Origin of the sequence: Micromonospora sp. II, assembly GCF_001709195.1 — a bacterium.
Classification (GTDB): Bacteria; Actinomycetota; Actinomycetes; order Mycobacteriales; family Micromonosporaceae; genus Micromonospora; species Micromonospora chalcea.
This window is the reverse complement of the sequence record NZ_LYXF01000024.1, coordinates 580,740-603,325: the sequence shown is the minus strand read 5'-3', so window position 1 is coordinate 603,325 and position 22,586 is coordinate 580,740. Positions and strand designations below refer to the sequence as shown.

The window sequence follows — 22,586 nt, the reverse complement described above, 5'->3', positions numbered from 1 at the left end:
CCCTAGCGGCCCGCAGGTGCGGGCTGGAAGGGGCATGGTGGCTCGCATCCGCGAACCTCAAGGCGGCTCGGGAACCGGAACTGCGGGTCAGTCGGCCGGGGTGATCCGGACCCGGCGCAGCAGTTGGGCGTTGAGCGCCACCACGATGGTGGAGGCGGACATCAGCACCGCGCCCAGCGCCGGGCTGAGCGCGACCCCGGCCCAGGCGAGGACACCGGCGGCCAGCGGGATCGCGACCACGTTGTAGCCGGCCGCCCAGGCCAGGTTCTGCCGCATCTTCCGGTACGACGCGCGGGACAGCCGGATCACGCCGCCGACGCCGCGCGGGTCGGAGCCGGCCAGCACCACCCCGGCGGACTCGATCGCCACGTCGGTGCCGGCACCGATGGCCAGCCCGACGTCGGCGCGCGCGAGCGCCGGGGCGTCGTTCACGCCGTCGCCGACCATGGCCACCGTCAGTCCCCGACCGCGCAGCTCGGCGACCGCCTTGTCCTTGTCGGCCGGGAGCACCTCGGCGAAGACCTCGTCGACGCCGGGCCGGAACCCGAGGTCGGCGGCGACCGCCTCGGCCACCGGGCGCGCGTCGCCGGTGATCATCACGATCTTGCGTACGCCGAGGTCGCGCAGCTCGGCCACGGCTGCCCGCGCCTCCGGGCGGACCTGGTCCTCCAGCCCGAACACGGCGGTCACCTCCGGCGGCCCGCCCTCGGGCAGGCGGACCAGGTGCAGCACCGCGGCGCCCCGGCCCGACCACTCCTGCGCGGCCCGGGCCAGGTCGTCCGGCACCGGGGCGTCGAGCTCGCGCAGCAGGGCCGGCCCGCCGACCGCCCAGTCCACGCCGTCCACCGTGGCGCGCACGCCCCGGCCGGTCAGCGCCCGGAAGCCGCGCGCGACCGGACGCGCCGGGCCGGGCTCGGCGTCGGACCCGGTCGGAGACGTCGGCCCGGGAGACGTCGGCCCGGCGTCGGACGTCGGCCGCGCGTCGGCAGCGGCGACGAGCGCGCGGGCCAGCGGGTGCTCGCTGTCGGCCTCGACCGCGCCGGCCAGGGCCAGGGCGGCCGTGGAGTCCAGCCCCCCGGTGGCGGCCACTCCGGTCACCGTGTGCCGGCCGGTGGTGAGCGTGCCGGTCTTGTCGAACAGGACGGTGTCGACGGTGCGCATCCGCTCCAGCGCGAGCCGGTCCTTGACCAGGATGCCGGCACGGGCCGACAGCGCTGTGGACAGCGCCACCACCAGCGGAATGGCCAGGCCGAGCGCGTGCGGGCAGGCGATCACCAGCACCGTCACGGTGCGTACCACCGCCTGGTCGGGGTCGCCGAGCAGCGCCCACACCGCGAACGTCGCCAGGCCGGCGAACGCCGCCAGGTAGAACAGCAGCGCGGCGAACCGGTCGGCGAGCACCTGTGCGCGCCCGCCGGAGGCCTGCGCCTCGGCGACGAGCCGCCCGATGCCGGCCAGCGCGGTGTCCGCGCCGACCGCCTCGACGCGTACCCGGAGGGTGGAGTCGGTGGCCACGGTGCCGGCGACCACCCGGTCCCCGGCGGCGCGGGCCACCGGCCGCGACTCGCCGGTGATCATCGACTCGTCCAGCTCGGCGGCGCCCTCGACGATCCGCCCGTCGGCCGGCACCCGTCCGCCGGGGCGCACCAGCACCAGGTCGCCCACCCGCAGCTCGCCGACCGGCACCGGATGCGGCCGCCCGGCGTCGTCCAGGCGCTCGGCGTCGTCGGGCAGCAGCGCCGCGAGGGCGCCGAGCGCGCCGCGTGCCTGCCCGACCGCCCGCATCTCCTGCCAGTGGCCGAGCAGCATGATGGTGACCAGCGCGGCCAGCTCCCACCAGAAGTCCAGGTCGAACAGGCCGATGCTGGTGGCGGCCGAGGCGAGGTACGCGACGACTATCGCCATCGAGATCAGCAGCATCATGCCGGGGCTGCGTTCGCGCAGCTCACGCAGGCCGCCGGTGAGGAACGGCCAGCCGCCGTAGAGGAAGACCACGGTGCCGAGCACCGGGCCGACCCAGCGCACGCCGGGGAACTCGAGCGAGTAGCCGAACCAGTCCATCACCATGTGACTGGTGGCGACGATCGGCAGGGTCAGCGCCAGGCTCAGCCAGAATCGGCGGCGGAACTGCTCCGGGTCGTGCCCGGCGTGCGCGCCGCCGCCATGATCGGTGCCGTGGTCGCCGTGGTGAGCGGGTGAGTGCTCCATCGGGCGTCACCTCCGCCGACCACCATACCCCCTGGGGGTAATACGTGACGGGCGATCAGCGCTGCGGGCGGGCGCCGACGCTCGGCCGGTCCGCCGGAGGGCGGCCCTGCCAGGGCCACCGGCCGTCCAGCTCCACCTCGAGGGAGAAGCTGAGGAACGTACGGACCAGCACGATCAGCGCCAGCACGCCGACGCTGGTGAACGTGGGCGACACCGCGACGGTCCGGATGATGTCGCCGCCGACCAGGAACTCCAGGCCGAGCAGGATGGCCCGGCCGACCCCCTGCCGGTACGCCCGGTAGTGCGCCACCACCTGCCGGGTCCGGACGCAGCGCACCGCGAACACGACTGTGGCGACCGCGACGCCGACCGCGATCACCAGCACCCCGGCCAGGTCCAGCAGCGCCCCGACGTGCTGGACGATCTCCTTCGTCGGCACCCGGCACCCCCGCACCAGCCTGGCGTACGGCCGGTCGCGGGGGCGGCGTTTCCGCGCTCCCGCCACCCGGAGGGCGGGAGCGCGGAGGCGTGCTCAGTCCTGGGCCTGCCAGCGGTAGAAGACGGTGGCCAGGGAGTCCTGCGGGCCCTGCCACTTCTCCGGCCGGTACGGCTCGATGTACGGGCCGAGGTCCTGCATCACCTTGCCGAAGGCGGGCTTGTCGCCGTGCCGGTCGCGGGTGGCCTCGGCCGCCGACGTCTCCTGTTCCAGCAGGTGCACGTAGACGTCGTCGATCGAGTAGAGCCAGCGGCCGGTGACCCCGAGGTCGGCCGGAAGCGACCCGGCGTCGGACTCGGCGAAGACCCGCGCCACGTCCGGCTCGGCGCCGGGCTTGATCCGCCCGACGATGACGGTGAGCGTGGTGTCGGCGGGCGGCTCGCCCTCGGGCGCCCAGTGGTAGAACTCCTTGGCCACCGAGTCCGACGGGTTCTTCCAGTAGCGCGGGTACGGGGTCACGTACGGGCCGATCTCCTCGGCGATCTTCTGGAAGGCGGGCAGCCCGCGCGTCTGCCCGGAGATCCGCGGGTCCTGCTCCCGCTCGATCACGTGCAGGTAGAGGTCGTGGTGGGACAGCAGGTACCGGCCGATGACGCCCAGGTCCTGCGGCCGGGTGGCCTGGTCGTAGTGGCCGAACACGTCGCCGACGATCTGCTCGCTGCCGGGGACCATGTGACAGACGATCACGTTGCGGAAGACCATGACTGCTCCTTGATGATTGCGACGGGGGCGGCGGCGCGAGGCGGCGGCGCCGTCAGGCGGTGAAGGTGACAGGCAGTTCCAGCAGGCCGCGGAACGGCGAGGCGGCGGGGAGCCGGCGCACCTGCGCGAGCGGCACGCCCAGGCGCAGTCCGGGCAGCCGGCGCAGCAGCGCGCCGAGCGCGAGTTCGGCCTCCATCCGGGCCAGCGAGACGCCCAGGCAGTAGTGGACGCCGTGCCCGAACCCGAGGTGCGGGCCCCGGACGCGGCGCAGGTCCAGCCGGTCCGGGTCGGCGAAGTGCGCCGGGTCGTGGTTGGCCGCGTTGATCGCGACTCCGACGATCGCGCCACGCGGGATGCGTACGCCCTGGTAGTCGACGTCCTCGGTGGCGATGCGCGGGCTGGCCACGGGCAGCGGCCCGTCGAACCGGAGCAGTTCCTCGATCGCGGCCGGCAGCAGGCGCGGCGTGGCGCGCAGCAGTTCCATCTGCTCGGGGTGGGTGAGCAGCGCCAGCACCGCGTTGCCGAGGAAGTCGGCGGTGGTCTGGTGCCCGGCGAACAGCAGCAGGAACGTGGTGGTGACCAGTTCCGCCTCGGACAGCGTCCCGTCCTGGTCGACCGCCCGGATCAACGCGGCGATGATGTCGTCGGCCGGGTCGTCGCGTTTGGCCCGGACCAGCCCGGCCAGGTAGTGGTGCAGCCGCAGCTGGGCCTCCTGCACCGCGGCCCGTTCCTGCGCCGGCGGCCGGCTGGTGGAGCCGGAGGTGCGGATGACCTGGGTCCAGTCGAGCACCCGGTCGTGGTCGGCCGGCGGCACGCCGAGCAGTTCGCAGATGACAGTCATCGGCAGCGGGATGGCGAACTCGTGCATCAGGTCCGCCTCGCCGTGCGGCGCCATCTTGTCGATCAGCTGGTCGACGATCGACGCCACCCGGGGGCGCAGCGCCTCGATCCGCCGCGGCGCGAACGCCTGCGACACCACGCGACGCAGCCGGGTGTGCTCCGGCGGGTCGGAGTTGAGCATGTTGCGGTTCAGGCCCTCGGAGTTCGGGCCGAAGATCTTCAGGTAGTGCTGGTCCGGGCCGTACAGGTCCTTGGACAGGCGCGGGTCGGTCAGCGCGGTGCGCGCGTCGTCGAAGCGGGTGATCAGCCAGGAGTCGAAGCGCGGCGAGCCGACCGGGCAGACCGGCCGCTCGGCGCGCAGCCGCGCCAGCGCGGGGTACGGGTCGGCCGCGAACGAGTCGGTGTACAGCTCGCTCGCCGGCATCACGTCGTCGGTCATCGCCCCTCCCCCGGCTCGCCGGCCACGCTGTGCAGCACCTGGTAGGTGTGCCGGTCCGCGGACTCGCGCAGCTCCCGGATGACGCGCAGCAGCCGGTCGCGCTGCTCGCTGCGGCCGAACGCGTCCAGCCGCTCGCGGTCGGCCCAGTCGCTGATGACCAGGTAGCTGCGCGGGTCGTCGGCGTCACGGACCAGGTCCTGGTGCAGGCAGCCGTCCAGGGTGCGGATCTGTTCGGCGGCGCTGAGCCATTCGGCCTCGAAGCGCTCCGCGCACCCCTCCCGGGTCCGCATCGCCAGCACGGTCCGGACCCGGCTCACCGCGCGCCCCCGAACACCAGGTGCAGGTGCTTGCGCAGCGCGTCCGGGTCGACCGGCGCGCCCCGGAAGCCGACGTGCCCGTCCGGGCGGATCAGGTACAGGCCGGTGCCGTCCAGCCCGTACCCGGCGCGGAAGCGGCGCTCGGCGTCGCGCACCACCGGCGGGTCCAGCAGTCGCGGTTCGTCGGCGTCCGGGTCGAGCAGCAGGTACGCGTCGAGCTCCCCACCGGCGAGCCGCCGCGCGTCGACGCACAGGCCGGTGAACGCGGCCAGCTCCGCCGCGCCGGCCGTGCGGTCGGCGTAGAGCAGCAGCGTGTGCCGGGTGCCCCGGGTCAGGTCACGCAGCCGCAGCGGATGGCCGACGCCACGGCGGCGCAGCCCGTCGACGTCGGGCGCGATGTCGCCGGGGCGGGGCGCGTCGCCGAGCGCGGCCGGGTCGGCGACGGTCTCCCCGACCAGCGGGCTGCCGGCGTAACTGAGCAGCATGGACATCTCCTGGAGGAACTGCCGTTCCAGGTCGGCGCGGTCCACCTCCTCGGTGCCGGCCATCCGTACCGCCCGGCCGACGATCTCCTCGCCCTCCGGCCGCCGCTCGGTCTCGTAGCTGTCCAGCAGTCCGGGCGCGGCGAGCCCGCGTACCGCGAGCGCGAGTTTCCAGGCCAGATTCCAGGCGTCCTGGATGCCCGTGTTCATGCCCTGGCCGCCGGCCGGCGGGTGCAGGTGGGCGGCGTCCCCGGCGACGAAGATCCGGCCGTCGCGGTAGCGGTCGACGATGCCGTGGCTGATCCGGAACACCGACGACCAGCGCAGGTTGCTCGCCCGGGTGCCGGGTGGCGCGAGGCGGTCCAGCGCGGCCTGCACGTCTTCGATGGTGGGCTCGTCGAGTTCCTCGCTGAACCCGGGCGGGGCGTCGCGTCCGCCGGTCTGGGCGAAGAACCGGGGCGGGGCGAGGGTGGCTATGCGGTAGCGGTGCTCGCCGCGCAGCGGTACGCAGACCAGCATCCCGTCCATCTGCCCGTCGGTCATGTGCAGGAACCGCAGCAGGTGCCCGTCCGGCACGTCCCAGTTCACGTCGACGTCGACCAGCATGAACAGTTGCGGGAACCGGCCCAGCCCGCCGGTGAAGGTGAGCCCGAGCCGCTCCCGGACGCGGCTGTGCGCGCCGTCGGCGCCGACGACGTACCGGGCGCGTACCGTCTCGGTGCCGCCGTCGGCGGTGCGGACGGTGGCGGTCACGCCGTCGGCGTCCTGGGTGAGGTCGGCGAGTTCGGCGCCGCGCCGCGGGCGCACCCCGAGGGCGGCGAGCCGGTCGGTGAGGATGCGCTCGGTCTCGTACTGCGGCAGGCCGAGGTGGGCGTACGGCAGGCCGGGCAGCTCCCAGCTCATCCGGTGGGTCTGCGCGCCGTTGACGAACACCATGTTGCCGGTGAGCCAGATGCCGGCGTCCATCGCCTCCCGGACGACGCCCTGCTCCTCCCAGATCTCCATGGTGCGGCAGTGCACGCCGATCGCCTTGTCGGCGTGGCCGGGCGGGGTGGCCTGCTTCTCGATCACCAGGCAGTCGATGCCCCGCCGGGCCAGTTCGACGGCGGCGGTCAGCCCGGTGGGCCCCGCCCCGACGACGAGTACGTCTGTTGTCCTGTGCACGTCGGCCTCCCAGCCCGTGGTGGGGTGACTTCTGCCGTCCGCGTCGGGCACGACGTGGAACAGGCGGCGCCGGATGTCGAGAAGGAACGGTGCGATCGGTCCGGCCTGCGCGGAGGCGTGGGCCGGGTCGCTGATCCAGGCGAGGAACGGCGCGGCGCCGTCCCACTCGGCGAAGATGTGGTGGATGTCCGAGCCGGGTTCGCGCAGCAGCTGCTCGCGGCGGTAGCCGGGTATCGCGGTCATCCGCCGTACCACCTCGGGGTAGCCCCGGTGGAACTCGGCGAGCCGGTCGCGCGGCACGGTCAGCTCGACGTCCACGTAGACCGGGCCCTCGCCGTCCCCGGTCTCGCGCAGCAGCGGGTAGCCGGGGCCGTCGGCCGGCTCGGTCAGCGGCTGGAGCAGGCCGGCCAGGCGGGCCGCCACCGGCCCGCGCCGGTACGCGCTCAGCGCCGCCTCGTCGGCCCATTCGGTGACGACGACGAAGCCGCGCGGGTCGAGGGCGTCGCGCAGCAGCTCGTGCCGCAGGTTGCCGGCCAGCGCGCCGAGCTGCCCCGCCACGGTCTCGAACGCGGGCCCGACGGCGGGCTCGCACCCGGGGCGCGCGCGCAGCCGGAGCATCGTCCTGATCATGCAGCCCCCTCGAACCGTGCCGTCGTCGTGCCGCGACCCTGCCGCAGCCCGCGTCACCACCTCGTCACCGTCGACCCGCCGGAGGTCCGGCCCCGGTGACGCCGCCGGGACGGCGCGCACGACGGTCGGGAGCGTGCTGATGCCGTGCGACCGGCGCAGCCGGCAGACGGATTCCCCACCTGCCTCACTCTGCGTCGACCTCACCGAGCGTGAGAGCGTCGAGGTCGGGCAGGCAGGCCTTTCGGCCGCCTTTGCTCTGCAGCCATTGGCGCATCACTGCACTGACCTGCGGCCCGGACGGTCAGCCCGATTTCGGCAAGATCCCGAACGAGCACTGTCAGTGATCGATGCGTACGCGGCTGCAGAGCAAAGGCGGCCATGTGCGCACGTCCCGCCGGACACTCCCGTGACTCTCCGCGACCGGGGTGGGGAGGGGTGGCGGGTGTGCACGGTCACGGCGTGCACCGTGCCGGTCGCGGGGCCGGCGCGGCGCGACGTGCCTGCGGCCCGGCCCGACGACGGTCGCGGCGCGGCGCGGCGGGGCGGGGCGGGGCGCGGCCGGTGGTCAGGCCAGCAGGCGGGCCAGTTCGGTGCGGGAGCGCACACCCAGCCGGTGGAACACGTTGCGCAGGTGGTGGTCGACGGTCCGGGTGGACAACGACATCCGGGTGGCGATCTCCCGGTTGGTCGCCCCCTGCGCGACCAACCGGGCGATGTGCAGCTGCTGCCCGGTCAGCAACTGCTCCGGGCCGTTCGGCGCCGGCCCGACCGACTCCCCCGCCGCGCGCAGCTCCTCGCCCGCCCGGTCGGCCCAGACGGTCGCGCCGAGCACTGTGAACGTCTCCCGCGCCCGGTGCAGGTGGGCCCGGGCGTCGCGGGGGCGGCGCCGGCGGCGCAGCTCGCGGCCGAACAGCAGTTCGGTGCGGGCCCGCTCGAACCGGTCGGTGTCGGCCGGGTGCAGCCGCAGCGCCGCGTGGAACTCCCGTTCGGCCTCCGGGCCGCCCCGGGGCGCGAGCAGCGCGCGGCAGCGCGCCGCCAGGGCCCGCCGCGACGGGCTGGCCGTGCTGCTGGCCCAGTGGTCGAACACGGCGAGCGCGGCGGCCGGGCGCCTGCCGTCATGGGCGGCGGCCTCCACCAGGTACGGCGTGGCCATCACCTGCACCAGCACCTGCCCCCGCCCGGTGCCGGTGCGGGCCAGCGTGGACAGCCGGGCGACCGCGTCGGCGTACCGGCCGTCGATGAGGTCCAGCACACCGAGCGCCCACCTGGCGTACGCGTCCGGCCGGCTCCCGGGCGCGGCCCCGTCACCGATCTCGGCGATCCGGGCCAGCGCGCCGGCCCGGTCGGCGCGTACCGCGGCCAGCACCGCGAGGATGCCGAGGTGCACCTGGGCGCAGGCGTGCTGGCCGGTGTCGCGGGCGGCGCGCACGCCCTCGCGGGCGGTCTCCGCCGCCGCCTCGTGCCGGCCCAGCCAGTACTCGGCGACGGCGCGCAGCTCCAGCGCCCGGGGCAGCAGGGACAGCTCGCCGCGCGAGCGGGCCACGTCGACCGCCCGGCCGGCGAGCCGGTGCGCGGGCCCGTCCACCGCCACCAGCAGCGCCGCCGCGGCGGCGCAGACCAGCGCGCCCGGGGTGAGCGCGGGCCCGGACAGCCGGCCGCCGAGGACGACGACCCGGCGCAGCGCCGGACCGCCACGGGCGTGGTCGCCGCGCAGGGTCGCCCCGACGCCCACCGCGAAGGTGGCCAGCAGGTCCAGGTCGGGCGGGTCGCCGGGCCGCCGCAGCGCCTCCGCGCGGCGGGCCACCTCGGCGTAGCGGAACTGGTCGCCGGTGACGCAGATGGCCTCGCCCGCGCGGACCAGCGCGAGCAGGGCGGAGCGCCGGTCGGCCGGCGCGACCGCGTCGGCGGCGGCCAGCAGCGTGGCGACCGCGGCGGCGGGCGCGTCGCAGCGCAGCTGCATCTCGCCGCGGAGCAGGTCGGCCCGGTCCTGTGCGGGCGGCGCGGCGGTCAGGTGCCGTAGCAGCCCCCGGGCCTGGTCCGGGTCGCCGGCGGTCCAGGCGCAGCGGGCCGCCGCCACCGTCAGTTCGGCGGCCCGCCCGGGATCGGCGGTCAGCTCGGCGGCGCGGCGCAGCGCGGCGGCCGCGGCGGCGCGGTCGGACGCCCCGTCCACCGCCGCCGTCAGTTCGGCGGCGAGCACGTCGGCCGGGCAGTCGGGGGCGGTGGCGTGGCGCAGCGCGCGGCCCAGCGGGCCGCCGGCGAGCGTGCCGGCCAGCAGCAGGTGCGCCGCGCGCAGGTCGGCCAGCGGCGCGACGGCGGTGATCATCGTGCGGGCGAGCGGGTGCGGGAACGTCACCCCGCCGGGCCCGGTCCGCAGCAGCCCGGCCGCCTCGGCGGGGGCGAGCGCTTCCACGGTCAGACCGGCGGACCAGGCGGCGCGTACCAGCGTGCCCGGGTCGGCGGCGTCGTCGAGCGCGGCGAGCAGCACCATCCGCCGGGTCGGCGCCGGCAGCCGGTCCAGGCGGGCCCGGTACGCGGCGGCGAGCGCGCCGTCCACCGGCGGCGTGCCGGGCAACGGCGCCTCGCCCCGCCACTGGGCCGGGGTGAGGCTGCCGGCCAGGTCGGCCAGCGCCGCCGGGCTGCCGCCGCTGAGCGTGGCCAGCGCGGCGGCCACCGGCGCGGACGGCCGGTGCCCCCGGTCGGTGAGCATCGCGTGGCACTCGTCGGCGTCCAGCGGGCGCAGCCGGTGCGCCGGCACGCCGTCGACAGTGGCCGGGGCGGTGGCGGTCAGCAGCACCGCCACCGGCAGCCGGCGCAGTCGGCGCGCCACGACGGCGAGCGTCCAGGCGCTCTGCCGGTCGCCGATGTCGAGGTCGTCCACCGTGCACAGCAGCGGCCGGTCCGCGGCCACGGCGGCGAGCAGGGAGCGGACCGCCGCGGCGAGGGCCAGCCGCTGGTCGGCCGGGCAGCCGTCGCCGCCGAGCACGCGGCGCAGCAGCCGGCGCTGCCGCACCGGCAGCGCGGTGTCCGCGTCCAGCACCGGGTCGAGCAGGCGGTGCAGGCCGGCGTAGGGCAACGTCGACTCGTCGGCCAGGCCGGCGCCGGTGAGCACCGTGCGTCCCGTCGCCCACCGGCGGGCGTACGCCAGCAGGGCGCCGCGGCCGGCGCCGGGCGGCCCGTGGAACAGCAGCGCGCCGCCGGAGTCCCGGTCGAGGAGCCGGCGGATCGCGTCGCACTCGTCGTCCCGGCCCCGCAGAGCAATATGCACTGTCGATGCAGAAAGCATGCATGCAGTGTCACAGATGGGCAACCCGTCGGAAAAGAGGCGGACATGCTGCCGGGGTGGTCGTCGCGACGACCACCCCGGCAGCGGACGGGCTCAGGCGCTGGGGCAGGTGTTGCGGTACTCCTGGATCGCCGACCCGCTCGGGCCGGGGCAGAGGAACTGCTCGTAGCGGGTGTCGTCGTCGACGAACCGCTTCAGCCAGGCCACCATCTGCTTCGCCGTCGGCGTGTTCGTCGTCTGCGGGAAGAAGTGGCTCGCGCCGTCCAGCTCCAGGTACGCCTTCTCCGAGGACGCCGGGATGCTGTTGTAGAACGGGATCGAGTGGGTCGCCACCGGCGCGACGCTGTCGGTCTCGCCGCCGATGATGAGCGTCGGCACCCGTACATCGGACCAGGTCTTGTCCAGGTTCCACGGCGCCAGCGGAACGGCGGCCTGCAGCGACGGCCGCGCCGCCGCGGCCTCCAGGCTGCCGCCGCCGCCCATCGAGTGACCGGCCACCGCGAGCCGGGACGAGTCGATCCGGCCGCGCACCGAGCTGCGCTCGGTCAGGTAGTCCAGCGCGGCCAGGAGCTGCCGGCCCCGGCTGGCCGGCTGGTCCAGCCGGGTGTTGGTCTCGATGCCGATCACCACGAAGCCGTGTGAGGCGATCCGCGGGCCGAGCCAGCTCAGGCTGGACCAGGAGGCGGTGTAGCCGGGCGAGATGGCGACCGCGCCGAAGGTGCCCTCGGCGGTGCTGGTCGGGTAGTAGATGACGCCGCCGCCGAAGCCGGTCACGCTCAGCGAGGAGACGTTGATCGACGAGGTGGCGAACGGGCCGCGGCTGGCCTCCAGGATGGCGCTGGTGGGCGCCGGGCCGCGCTCGTAGGGGCTGGCGGCGCTCGCCGCGACCGGGGCGGCGAGCGCGCCGCCGGTGGCGAGCAGCGCCGCCACGGCGAACCGGGCCAGGGCACGGACGGGGGTACGGGAACGGATGGTGGTGGGCACGTCGGTCACTCCTTGCGCCGGAATTACATCGACATGGGTCAGCATCGATGCCTTCGGCGCGCCGCGCATCGGCGAAATCACCGGTCCGCGCGGGCGGCGGGCAGGACGTGGAGGCGGCACTGCGGGCGGTCCGCACGCTGAACCGGCCCGGCTGTCACTCGGTGAACTCGCAGAAGGACAGCACCCTGTCGAACCGCCCGGCGGCGAGGTCGTCGTGGCGGATCAGGAACCGCGCGTTGACGTACTCCTCGTCCGGTACGCCGAACTGGGCCAGCGGCACCCACTCGCGCACCACCCGCTGTTCTTCCTCGTACTGAGCCACCAGCCGCTCCGCGCGGGGCAGGGAGCTCGCCTGCTGCATCCGCTCCCGGTCCGTCATGAACGTCTCGGGCGGATCCTGCGCCGAGATGGTGTAGCCGCCGACGAAGACGTCGTGCTGAATCCACCCGTCCCGCTCCGGCCAGAGCTGCTCGAGCAGCGCGCCCATCTCCTTGCGGTGCGGCAGGTCGCGCAGCAGCTTGATCTGGGTGTCGCACAGCCACTCCTCCGAGCGGTCCAGCCAGTCCGGCAGTTCCGCCTGGAGCCCGGCGTACATCTCGTGCTCGGGGGCGAGGAAACGGCCCAGGTCGGTCCCGGCGGGTAGGACGTCCACACCGTCCACCGTCTCGGCGCCGGCCGGGACGTACACGACCCGCGCGTACGCCTTCTCGTTCTCGATGCCGCAGACGTCCTGTGCGCCCTCCTGGTCGAGGAAGAACAGCAGCGTGCCGTCGGCCGGCAGGGCGAGGTCGGGCACCCGGGGCAGCGCCGCGCAGTCGAGCCGGAGCAGGAACGGCAACGGAGAGCCCTCCGGGCACGTGGGCCACGGCACGCCCACCGGCAGCCGCGGCCGCCCGCCCCGCCGCCCGGCGTGCACGCCGTCCTCACGCCGCCAGGCGTGGATCCGGAACCGGATCAGCTCCGCGAAGCGGGCCACCTCGCCCTCGGGCACGCCCTGCTCGATCGCCGCCCGCCGGAACTGCTCTCTCTCATCCATGATCGTGGAGAGTAGCGGCACCGTCCGACATGGAGGGTGGGTCAGGGCCCGGCGCGCGGCCTCGATGTCGCCGACCAGGTCACGTCGTAGCGCGCGCCGCCCACCGCCTCGGCGAACGCGGTCGCCGCGGCGGGTGACCCGGCGATGCGCCAGTCCTGCTCCTTGTCCACCTCGAACCAGATCAGCCCGATCAGGTCCGGGTACCGGGGCAGGGAGCCGAACGTCTCCCGGATCCACCGGGCCTTGCGTCCGGCGGTGTCGGCGGCGCCGGTCTCGGTGACCACCAGCGGCCTGCGGGTGACCTTGCGGATCTCGGCGATGGTCGGGCCGAAGATCTGGTCGAACGACCAGTACGTCTTGGTGAACGCGCCGGTGCCGTAGTAGCCGGTGACGCCGACCCAGTCGACGTAGTCGTCACCCGGGTAGAGCCCGGTCAGCCCGGCTGTCGTCTTGTCCCAGCGGGCGTTCGGGCTCCACACCCAGGTGACGTTCGTGGCGCCGGCCCGGGCGAAGAGGTCGTGCACGTGCCGCCAGGCCCGCACGTAGTCGCCGGGGCGGTTGCCGTTGGCCCGCTCGCACCACGGATACCAGTCGCCGTTCATCTCGTGCGCGAAGCGGATCGCGACCGGGTAGCCGAGCGACCGGACCCCCTCGGCCCAGGACCGCAGGTAGGCGTCGAAGTCGCCGCGCGCGATCCGGTCCAGCCGGTAGTCCGGCTGGGTGGCCCGGAGCCGGTCGATCTGCCGGACCGCCAGGCCGGTGCGCCGGGCCGCCAGGTCGACCGTGTGGTCCCACGGCTCCCAGCCGAGCATGGGCATCATGCCCCGCTCGGCGATCCGGTCGAACAGGCTCCGGTCGAACTCGGCCGACGCCCAGTCGGCGCCGAAGAGCATCACCTGCGGCGCCCGCCCGGCCGCCTCGACGAACCGGTCGACCGGCGCGAAGTCGTGCGGTCCCTTGTCGGTCATCACCCCGAAGAACGCCTGCCCGGCCGGGGGGAACAGGCCGCCGCCCGGCGCGCCGGCGCTCGCCTGCGGCGTCGCCGGGACGCGCCCGTGCGCCGATGCGCCCGTGCCCGGGTCGCGCCACGCTCCGGGCGCCACCACGAAGGCGTACGCGAGCAGCAGCAACCCGGCCAGCGCGAGGCCCACCCGGGGCGCGGTCGGCCTCAGCACGGGACACCGCCCTCAGCCGCCGGCTGCTTCCACGCCGCCTCCGCCGACCGGCGCCGGCGGTCCCGCAGGCCCTCCACCCAGGCGATCAGCGGTGGCGCGAGCCCGGTCAGCAGCGTCAGCGCCGGCCAGATCCGCAGCAGCGGATAGTCGTGGCCGAGCGCGAAGCTCGCCGCGAGCAGCCCGGCCGCCGCCAGCGCCCAGCACAGATGCAGCCGGAACGTGCGCAGGGACTCCACAGTGCGCAGCGCCCCCTTGGCGGTCACCACGAAGCCGAGCCGGCGGCGCAGCAGCGCGCCGGCCGCCGCGGCCACGTAGACCGGCCCGGCGAACAGGGCGAGCGCCATGCCGGCCACGCCCACCTCCTCGCGTTCGTGCGGGGCGATGTTGAAGCGCCGCAGCCAGAGCCAGAGCAGGAACCAGGTGCCGACGGTGGCGCCCCACAGCGTCGCCCACACCTGCGGGTCGAGCCGGCCCGCGTCGACGCCGGTCAGCAGGTAGAGCGCGGTGGCGGCGTTGCCCAGCAGCAGGCTCACCGCGACGCTCGGGTAGTAGAACTGGAGCAGGCGGTACTGCCAGCGACGGCGCGACGGCAGGTCGCGCGGCGTACGCATCTCGCGGCGGAGCAGGATCTCGCAGATCCCGGCGGCCCAGCGCTTCTGCTGGTTGAAGTAGTCCGCCCAGGACGTCGGCCCCTCACCGAGCGCCACCACGTCCGGGGTGTAGACGCCCTTCCACCGGCGGCCGGTGGCCGGGTTGACGGCGGCGTGCACGCGGATGCTGGTGAGGTGGTCCTCGATGATCGAGTCCTGGTAGCCGCCGATGGTCCGCCAGGCCGCCGGGCGGTAGAGGTGCCCGGTGCCGGTGAGCAGCGGCGCGTCCAGGCCGTTGCCGCCGCGGGCGATCAGGCCGTTGTAGAGGTACTGCTGCACGGAGGCGCCGTGGGCGACGAAGTTCTGGTGCATGTTGCCGTACACCTGGGGCGTCACCACGAACGCCACATCCGGGTCGCGGAAGTAGCCGAGCGTGCGTTCCAGGAAGTTCGGCAGCGGCACGTGGTCCGGGTCGACGTTCGCGACCACGTCGTAGCGGTGCTCGTGCTCGGCCCGCCAGGCGTTGTGGTTGCCGGACTTGGTCCGGGCCCGGAACTCGCCGCCGGGCCGGTTGTACTCGGGCCGGCCCTTACGGGTGAAGTGGCGTACGCCCAGCCGCGCGGCCATCGCCCGGACCGCCGGGTCGTCGCCCTCGTCGAGGATCCACACGTCGACGTGCCCGCAGTAGACGATCTCCCGGAGCCGGCGCAGCGTACGCTCCGCGACGTCCAGCGGCTCCTTGCTCGGCACGATGGTGGTGAGCAGCGCGACCCGCAGGCCGACCGGCGGGTCGACCGGCACCGGGTCCCGGGCGTGGAAGGCGAAGACCCAGACCACCACGTTCTGCGCCAGGCGGATCAGCTCGACGCCGACGACGACGCAGAACGCGAGCCGGGCGGCGGCGGTCTGCCACCCGCCGAGCCCGACCACGCCGGGGCCGGGCACATGCTGGGGCAGCAGCAGCCAGCCGACGAAGACGAGCCCGGCGGCGCTGTTGACGAGCACCAGCAGCGTCAGCACGACCCGCGCGGCCACCGAGGCGGTGGGGCGGAACTCGACCGCCGCGTCCGGGCCGCGCGGCGGGCGCAGCGGACCGGCGACGGCGCCGCACCGGGCGTACGCCAGGCGGGCGCGGACGTTGCGCTGCCGGCGGTCCGGATCGGCCGGCGTCCCGGGCGGGACGGGCGCGATCGGGCGGCCACCCGGCGGCCCGGCCGTCGTGGCGCGGGACGGGCGTGTATCGGCGGCGACGGCCACGTTTCCCCCATGGTCTGCAGGCTCAGGAGCCGACCGAATGCTAAGCCGACAATCAACTACAAAAAGGGCGAATCAGGCAGACGTCGCCCGTTCGTCGACGGTCAGGCGGGAAGCTGGGCCGCCGCCGCCAGCAGCGCCACGAGAGCCAGCACGGCGAGCGCGCCGGCCGCACGCGCCCGGGCCAGGGCGACCCCGCCGAGCACCGCCCAGGCCGGCACCGTGAACAGCAGGTTCACCGCCGACCAGACCGGCACGGCCTGCGCCAGCGCCAGCAGCCCGAGCGCCGGCACCAGCGCCCAGGCGGTACAGATCGCGGCCGGGTACCGCAGCGGGAGGCTGAACAGGGCCAGCCCGGCCAGCACGCCGCCGAGCGCGACGACGCCGAACAGCTCTCCGGGCGTGGCCGCCAGCACGGCGGCGCCGGGCCACGCGCCGGACGCCAGGCGCCCGCCCTCACGCACGCCGACGGCGAGCAGCGCGGCGACCGGCAGCAGCCCGACGGCCACTGCGGCCAGCCACCGGACGGTGTCCCGGCGGCGGAACGCCAGCACGACCCAGCCGTGCGCGGCGAGCAGCAGCAACGCCACCGGCTGGCACAGACCGAGCAGCAGCACCGCGCCCGCGTAGGGCACGAGCCGCCGCGGGCGCGGCCGGTCGAGCGCGGACGCCAGCAGCCAGGTGGCGAGCACGGCGGCGAACACCGCCAGGGCGTACGGCTGCGCCTGCTGCGCGTACCGGATCGAGGTCGGCAGCGCCGCGAAGATCAGGCCGGCCAGCAGGCCGGCGGCGGGCGTGGCGATCCGGGTGGCGACCGCGCCGACGAGCGCCGCGGCCCCGACCATGGCCAGCAGCGACGGTACGCGCAGCGCGAGGTCCGTCGCGCCGAACAGCTCCGCCCAGCCGCGCAGGAGCAGGTGGTACGGCCCGAGCGCGATGTCGTCGCCGGTGAGCCCGATCCCCTGCCAGGGCGACGTCGCCGCCCGGCGGGCCGCCGACTCCCCGGCGCTCGGACCCGCTGTCGCGATCCGGGTCGCGCCGAGCGCGCCGGTCAGGACCGCGGGCAGCAGCCACGCCGCGATCCGCCACCGGGTCACGGCGGCGGTCGCGGCGCGGACGGTGGAGCGGCGCGGACGGTCCTCGCCCCAGGGGTCCTCGACCGCGGCGTCCCCGATCCGGGGCAGGACCATGGTGTCCGCGTCCATCATCGTGACTCACGCATCCCTGTGGGTGCCGGCGACCGGGATCCAGCCGGGGCTGGATGACATCCTGGAGCCTACTGAGCCAAAACCGACATAAGGTCAATATGGGTTGAAAGGGTCCGCCGTCCGCCCCGTGGACGACCGGCGGACCCGGCTCAGCGGAGGTCGGTGGTCGTCCAGCGGGGCGAGGCGGCGGTGATCTCGACGGTGTCGCCGGTCAGCGTGGTCCGCGCCTGGACGTCGCGCCGGGCGCTCGTACCCACCCAGACGTCGACCTCCCCGGGCTCCACCACGCGGGTGAGCGTGCGGTCGGTGAAGGCCAGCCGCGTGGTCGGCACGCTCAGCTCGACGGTGACCGAGGCCCCCGGCTCCAGACGCACCCGCCGGTAGCCGAGCAGCTGCGCCACCGGCCGGGTCACCGAGGCGACCAGGTCCCGGCCGTAGAGCTGCACCACGTCGTCACCGGCGACCGCGCCGGTGTTCGTGACCCGCACCGACACCCGCAGCGCCCCGTCGGCCGGCACCTCGGCCGGCACGGTCAGGTCGGTGTACGCGAACGTGGTGTAGGACAGCCCGTGACCGAACGGCGCCACCGGCGTCGCCGGCAGGTTGGTGCCGTTCGTGCCCGCCCCCAGCTCCGGGTGCAGGTACGAGTACGGCTGCGCGCCGGCCGAGCCGGGCAGGGTGACCGGCAGCCGGCCGGACGGGTTGACCCGCCCGGAGAGCACACCCGCGATCGCCCCGGCGCCCTCCTCGCCCGGGAAGAACGTCTGCAGCACCGCCGCGCACCGGGTCAGCGCCCAGCCCAGCGCGTACGGCCGGCCGGTCAGCAGCACCAGGACGACCGGGGTGCCGGTGTCCAGCACCGCCTCGACGAGCTGGCGCTGCACGCCGGGCAGCTCCAGGTCGTCCCGGTCGCAGCCCTCCCCGACCGTGCCGCGGCCGAACAGGCTGGCGTGGTCGCCGACCACGAGGACCGCCACGTCGGCGGCGGACGCGACGGCGACCGCCTCGTCGAAGCCGGACCGGTCCGCCGAGTCCACCTCGCAGCCGGCCGCGAAGGTGACCCGGTCGGCGCCGAACTCGGCGCGCACCGCCTCCAGGACGGTCGGCACCTCGAAGCCGGTCTCCACGCCCGGGTGATGGGCCAGCACGTGGTTGAGGAAGGAATAGCAGCCGAACAACGCGCCCTGCCGGTCGGCGTTCGGGCCGACCACCGCCACGCGGCGGCCCGCCGGCAGCGGGAGCACGCCCTCGTTGGCGACCAGGACGATCGACTCCTCGGCGAGCCGGCGCGCGATCGACCGGTGCTCCGGCGAGTCGAGGTCCACGGCACCCGGCGGCTCGTCGGCGAACGTGGCGTCGAGCAGCCCGAGTTCCTGCTTCTGGCGCAGCACGCGCAACACCGCCCGGTCGACCAGCGCCTCGTCGACAGTGCCGGCCCGCACCGACTCGGTCAGCGTCAGGAAGGCGTCGCCGGTGGGCAACTCGATGTCCAGGCCCGCGGCCAGCGCCTGCGCCGCCGCGTCCGCGTGGTCGGCCGCGACGTGGTGCAGCAGGTTGAGGAAGGCGACGCCGTAGTAGTCGGCCACCACGGTGCCGTCGAACCCCCACCGGTCCCGCAGCAGGTCGGTGAGCATGGTCGGGTCGGCGGCGACCGGCACGCCGTCGATCTCGGCGTACGAGTGCATGACGCTGCGCGCGTCGCCGTCGCGGATCGCCATCTCGAACGGCGGCAGCAGCACGTCGGCGAGTTCCCGGGGACCGGCGTGCACCGGGCCGAAGTTGCGCCCGGCCCGCGAGGCGGAGTAGCCGGCGAAGTGCTTCAGCGTCGCGAGCACGCCCTGCGACTGCAGTCCCCGCACGTACGAGGTGCCGATGGTGCCCACGAGGTACGGATCCTCGGCGATGCACTCGTCGACCCGGCCCCAGCGCGGGTCCCGGATCACGTCCAGCACCGGGGACAGTCCCTGGTGGATGCCGAGCGCGCGCATCGAGGCCCCGATCGCCGCCGCCATCTCGGTGACCAGCTCGGGGTCGAACGCGGCGCCCCAGGCAAGCGGCGTCGGGAAGGTGGCCGCCTTCCAGGCCGACAGGCCGGTCAGGCACTCCTCGTGCACGATGGCCGGGATGCCCAGCCGGGTACCGGTCACCAGGTCCCGCTGGAACTTCCACAGCCAGGCCGCGCGGGCCGCGGAATCGACCGGGCGGGTGCCGTAGGGGCGGGTGAGGTGACCCAGCCCGTGCCGGGCGAAGTCTTCGAGCCGGCCGCTGTCGGCGAACTCGCCCTGCAGGGGCGCGACCGCCTCACCGTCCTCCTTCTCCCAGAACCCGACGAGCTGCGCGATCTTCTCCTCGGTCGTCATGCGAGCGAGCAGTTCCCGTACGCGCGTCTCGGCGTCGTGCCCGTCCGACCGGTCGTGGTCCGAATCTGCCTGGGCCGGTACCGGCCCGTCCACCACCGCGTGGACCCCTGTCATGGTGTGCCTTTCCATTGGTTGTGCTGGTGCTGCTGCCGCTCAGCCCTTGACCGCGCCCTGGAGCCCGCCCACGATCTGCTTCTCCGCGAGGGTGAAGAACAGCAGCGCCGGCAGCATCGCCAGTGAGGTGAAGGCGAGGACGCCCGCGGTGTCGGTGGTGTACTGGCTGGAGAAGTTCTGCACGCCCAGCGGCAGGGTGTGCAGGTTGACGTCCCCGAGGACGAGCAGCGGCAGGAGGAACGCGTTCCAGCTCGCCACGAACGCGAGGATACCGACGGTGACGATCGCGGGCCGCGACAGCGGCAGCACGATCCGCCAGAGGAAGCCGAGCCGGCCGGCGCCGTCGATGGCGGCCGCGTCCTCCAGCTCCCGCGGGATGGCCGACAGGAACGGCCGCAGGATGACGATCGTCAGCGGCAGCGAGAAGGCGACCTGCGGAAGGATCACCGCGTAGTAGGAGTTGATCAGGCTCAGGTCACGCAGCAGGAGGTACAGCGGCAGGATCGCCGCGCCGGCCGGGAAGAGCAGACCGAGCGTGAAGAACGTGTAGAGCCATTCACGCCCCCGGAACGAGTACCGGGCGAGCACGAACGCGGCGGCCATGCCGAGCACCACCACGCCGAGCGTGGTGCCCAGAGCGATCACCGCGCTGTTGAACGCCTGCCGCCAGAAGTCGCTCTGCGTGAGCACCCGGTAGTAGTTGTCCCAGACCCACGGGTCGGGCAGGCCGGCCGGGTCGTTCACGATCTGCGGCGTGGTCCGGAAGCCACCGACGATGACGTACACGACGGGGGCGATCGACACGGCCGCGACCGCGAGCGCGATCGCGTACGTCAGCGGCGAGCTCCACTGCACCGGACGGCGCCCGGGCGAAGGGGCGGGTACGGAGTTCACGGCCACTGTCACTTCCCCTTCCGGGTGATGGCGCCCTCGATGTCACGGCTGAGCAGGAACCGCTGGAACAGCAGCGCCGCGACGAACGAGATGGCGAACAGGATCACGGCGACCGCGTTGCCGTAGCCCCACAGCCGGGCGAAGAAGCCGTTGTCCACCATGTACGTCGCCATGGTGGCCGAGGCGCCGAGCGACCGCACCGCGGGCACGGAGGTCACCCAGACCATGTCGAAGACCTGCAACGAGCCGATCATCGACAGGAACATCCAGATCCGGATGGTCGGGCCGAGCAGTGGCAACGTGACGTGACGCTGGATCTGCCACCAGCTCGCGCCGTCGATCTCGGCGGCCTCGTTCAGCTCGGGCGGCACGTTCGACAGGCCGGCGAGCAGCAGGATGATGGCGAAGCCGACGTACTTCCAGGTGAGCACGAACAGCAGGGTCCAGATGACCACGTCGAGGTCGGCCAGCCACGCCTGCACCAGCCCGCCCAGCCCGACCGACCGCAGCAGCGCGTCGAGCGTGCCGCCGTCGGTCAGGATCAGCTTCCACATGATGCCGACGGTGACCTCGGCGAGCACGTACGGCACGAAGACCAGCAGGCGGAACGCGGAGCGCCCGCGGAAGCGGCGGTTGAGCAGCAGGGCGATGCCGAGCGCGACGGGCCCCTGGATGAGCAGCGACCCGAAGACGATGATGGCGTTGTTGCGCAGCGCGTCGAGGAAGATCGGGTCCTGGAACGCGAGCGTGTAGTTACGGAAGCCGACGTACTCGGTGGGCGGCCCGACCCCGCGCCAGCGGAACAGGCTGTAGTAGAACGCGAAGCCCATCGGCACCAGCACGAACAGCACGTAGATGAGGACCGCCGGCGTCGTCAGGCCGATGATCTCGTACCACTTGCGGCGGGTCTCGGCGCGGCGTGAGGCGGCTCGTGCGCCGGGCCGGAGGCCCGCCGGCGGCGCGAGAGCGCCGTCGGCGGGCGTACGGGTCTGCGATGCGGACGTCACTTGCTTGCGGCCGCCTTCATGGCCGAGACGACCTTCTCAGGTGTCCCGTTGCCGGCGAAGATCGCGACGATCGCGTCGTTCATCGCGGTGCCGACGGTGCTGCCGAAGGCCGTGTCCAGCCAGAGCTGCACGTAGGTGGCCGAGGAGGTGGCCTCCAGGATGGACTTCAGCGCCGGGTCGGTGACGCCGTCGGCGGCGCCCTTGGCGACCGGCAGGCCGGTGCCGGTGGCGGCGTAGCCCTTCTGCACCTCGGGGCTGACGATGTACTTGAGGAACTCGACGCACTCGGCCGGGGCGTTCTTCGAGCAGGCGAAGCCGTCGCCGCCGCCGAGGGCCGCCTTCGGGTCACCGGCGGAGCCGGAGATCGCCGGCACCGGGAACCAGCCCAGGAACTTGCCCAGGGCCGCCTTGTCCGTGGCGACGGTGTCCAGGGTGCCACGGTTCCAGTCGCCCATCAGTTCCATCGCGGCCTTGCCGTTGGCGAGCAGACCGTTGGCGCTGGTCGGGTCGTTCTGGCCCGGCGTGGCGATGAAGTTGTTCTGGAACGGCTTGGTGTCGATGAAGCTCTTCAGGTCCTGGCCGGCCTTGACGAAACACGGGTCGTCGAAGGTCCGGTCCTTGGTCGCCTTCTTCAGCGTGTCGACCGAGCAGGCCCGCAGCGCGAAGTTGTACCACCAGTGCGCGGCCGGCCACTTGTCCCCGGCGCCCAGGGCGATCGGGATGACGTTGATGGCCTTGAGCTTGGTGACCGCGGCGTTGAGTTCCTCGAAGGTGGTCGGCGGCGCCGTGATGCCCGCCTTCGCGAACATGTCCTTGTTGTACCAGATGCCTTCGATGCCCATCCGGAACGGCAGGCCGTACTGCTTGCCCTCCACCTGCCAGATCTCGGAGGCGCTGCCGATGTCGGCGACCTCGCTCTTCACCTGGTCGGTGATGTCCTTGAGGTAGTCGGCCTCGACCTGCTCGCGCATCTCGCCGCCACCCCATGCCTGGAAGATGTCCGGCGGGTCGTTGCTCAGCAGCGCGGCGGGCAGCCGGGTGCGCTGGAGCTGGTTCGTCTCGATCGCCTCGATCTCGATCTTGACGGTCGGGTGGGCCGCGGAGAAGTCCTTGGCGACCTTCTCCCAGTACGTCTTGCCGGGCCCGTCCTGCGAGGCGTTGTGCCACCAGGTCAGCGTCACCGGGTTCTTGTACAGCTCGCTCTCGGCGGCCTTGTCGTCGTCGCCACCTCCACTGCACGCGGAGGCCAGCAGAGCGCTTGTCACAAACAGTGCCAGGACGGCGCCAGCACGGCGCTTCATCGCCATAGATGTCTCCTCGACCACTTAGTCGGGTTACCTGCCGGGGAGTTTTACAGGGCCGTAACGTGAAGTCAATCGGTATCGATAACGTTTTCGAAAACG

At 74.1% G+C, this 22,586-nt stretch carries 16 protein-coding genes; all 16 read right to left on the bottom strand.

Translation table 11 applies throughout. The annotated features are described in order from the left end of the window. Positions 1-87: 87 nt before the first annotated feature. The 16 genes from A8711_RS14375 to A8711_RS14300 all read right to left on the bottom strand — a co-directional run bounded on the left by A8711_RS14375 (position 88) and on the right by A8711_RS14300 (position 22,448). The gene (locus tag A8711_RS14375; RefSeq protein WP_069088482.1) at positions 88-2,208 is read right to left on the bottom strand and encodes a heavy metal translocating P-type ATPase; all 2,121 of its coding nucleotides are present in this window, start codon (positions 2,206-2,208) and stop codon (positions 88-90) included. A 55-nt stretch (positions 2,209-2,263) separates the two neighbouring features. Further along, complete coding sequence (locus A8711_RS14370) at positions 2,264-2,647, bottom strand: DUF1622 domain-containing protein (protein WP_043323431.1); 384 nt, start codon at positions 2,645-2,647, stop codon at positions 2,264-2,266. 93 nt (positions 2,648-2,740) lie between these two features. Continuing rightward, positions 2,741-3,406, bottom strand: a complete 666-nt coding sequence (locus A8711_RS14365) for a TcmI family type II polyketide cyclase (protein ID WP_043323429.1) — start codon at positions 3,404-3,406, stop codon at positions 2,741-2,743. Between the two features lie 52 nt (positions 3,407-3,458). Next, positions 3,459-4,685 carry a cytochrome P450 gene (locus A8711_RS14360; RefSeq protein WP_043323426.1) on the bottom strand — a complete coding sequence of 409 codons (1,227 nt, stop codon included), beginning with the start codon at positions 4,683-4,685 and terminating at the stop codon, positions 3,459-3,461. Next, positions 4,682-5,002: a putative quinol monooxygenase gene (locus tag A8711_RS14355; RefSeq protein ID WP_043323424.1), complete on the bottom strand. Its 321-nt coding sequence runs from the start codon at positions 5,000-5,002 to the stop codon at positions 4,682-4,684. Before A8711_RS14355 ends, A8711_RS14360 begins: the two co-directional genes overlap by 4 nt. Beyond that, positions 4,999-7,278, bottom strand: a complete 2,280-nt coding sequence (locus A8711_RS14350; protein WP_069088481.1) for an FAD-dependent oxidoreductase — start codon at positions 7,276-7,278, stop codon at positions 4,999-5,001. Before A8711_RS14350 ends, A8711_RS14355 begins: the two co-directional genes overlap by 4 nt. Before the next feature lie 565 nt (positions 7,279-7,843). After that, positions 7,844-10,561, bottom strand: coding sequence for a LuxR family transcriptional regulator (locus A8711_RS14345; RefSeq protein WP_069088480.1), 2,718 nt, complete (start codon positions 10,559-10,561; stop codon positions 7,844-7,846). Between the two features lie 93 nt (positions 10,562-10,654). After that, on the bottom strand, positions 10,655-11,545 hold the full coding sequence (locus A8711_RS14340) for a lipase (RefSeq protein ID WP_043330042.1): 891 nt from the start codon (positions 11,543-11,545) through the stop codon (positions 10,655-10,657). A gap of 154 nt (positions 11,546-11,699) precedes the next feature. Next, a complete protein-coding gene (locus A8711_RS31490; RefSeq protein WP_083297012.1) occupies positions 11,700-12,581 on the bottom strand; it encodes a DUF1963 domain-containing protein in 882 nt (293 codons plus the stop codon). A gap of 41 nt (positions 12,582-12,622) precedes the next feature. Continuing rightward, positions 12,623-13,756, bottom strand: a complete 1,134-nt coding sequence (locus tag A8711_RS14330; RefSeq protein ID WP_064445672.1) for a glycoside hydrolase family 26 protein — start codon at positions 13,754-13,756, stop codon at positions 12,623-12,625. Beyond that, positions 13,750-15,603, bottom strand: coding sequence for a glycosyltransferase family 2 protein (locus A8711_RS14325; protein WP_069088479.1), 1,854 nt, complete (start codon positions 15,601-15,603; stop codon positions 13,750-13,752). Before A8711_RS14325 ends, A8711_RS14330 begins: the two co-directional genes overlap by 7 nt. A 101-nt stretch (positions 15,604-15,704) precedes the next feature. Beyond that, positions 15,705-16,808, bottom strand: coding sequence for a glycosyltransferase family 39 protein (locus tag A8711_RS14320; protein WP_069088478.1), 1,104 nt, complete (start codon positions 16,806-16,808; stop codon positions 15,705-15,707). Between the two features lie 149 nt (positions 16,809-16,957). After that, complete coding sequence (locus tag A8711_RS14315) at positions 16,958-19,282, bottom strand: glycoside hydrolase family 3 N-terminal domain-containing protein (protein WP_043323415.1); 2,325 nt, start codon at positions 19,280-19,282, stop codon at positions 16,958-16,960. 39 nt (positions 19,283-19,321) lie between these two features. Next, positions 19,322-20,188 (bottom strand): carbohydrate ABC transporter permease, encoded by an 867-nt coding sequence (locus tag A8711_RS14310; RefSeq protein ID WP_043323413.1) that lies wholly within the window; start codon positions 20,186-20,188, stop codon positions 19,322-19,324. Next, on the bottom strand, positions 20,185-21,183 hold the full coding sequence (locus A8711_RS14305; protein WP_043323411.1) for a carbohydrate ABC transporter permease: 999 nt from the start codon (positions 21,181-21,183) through the stop codon (positions 20,185-20,187). Before A8711_RS14305 ends, A8711_RS14310 begins: the two co-directional genes overlap by 4 nt. Further along, positions 21,180-22,448 (bottom strand): ABC transporter substrate-binding protein, encoded by a 1,269-nt coding sequence (locus A8711_RS14300; RefSeq protein WP_223201002.1) that lies wholly within the window; start codon positions 22,446-22,448, stop codon positions 21,180-21,182. Before A8711_RS14300 ends, A8711_RS14305 begins: the two co-directional genes overlap by 4 nt. Positions 22,449-22,586: the final 138 nt, after the last annotated feature.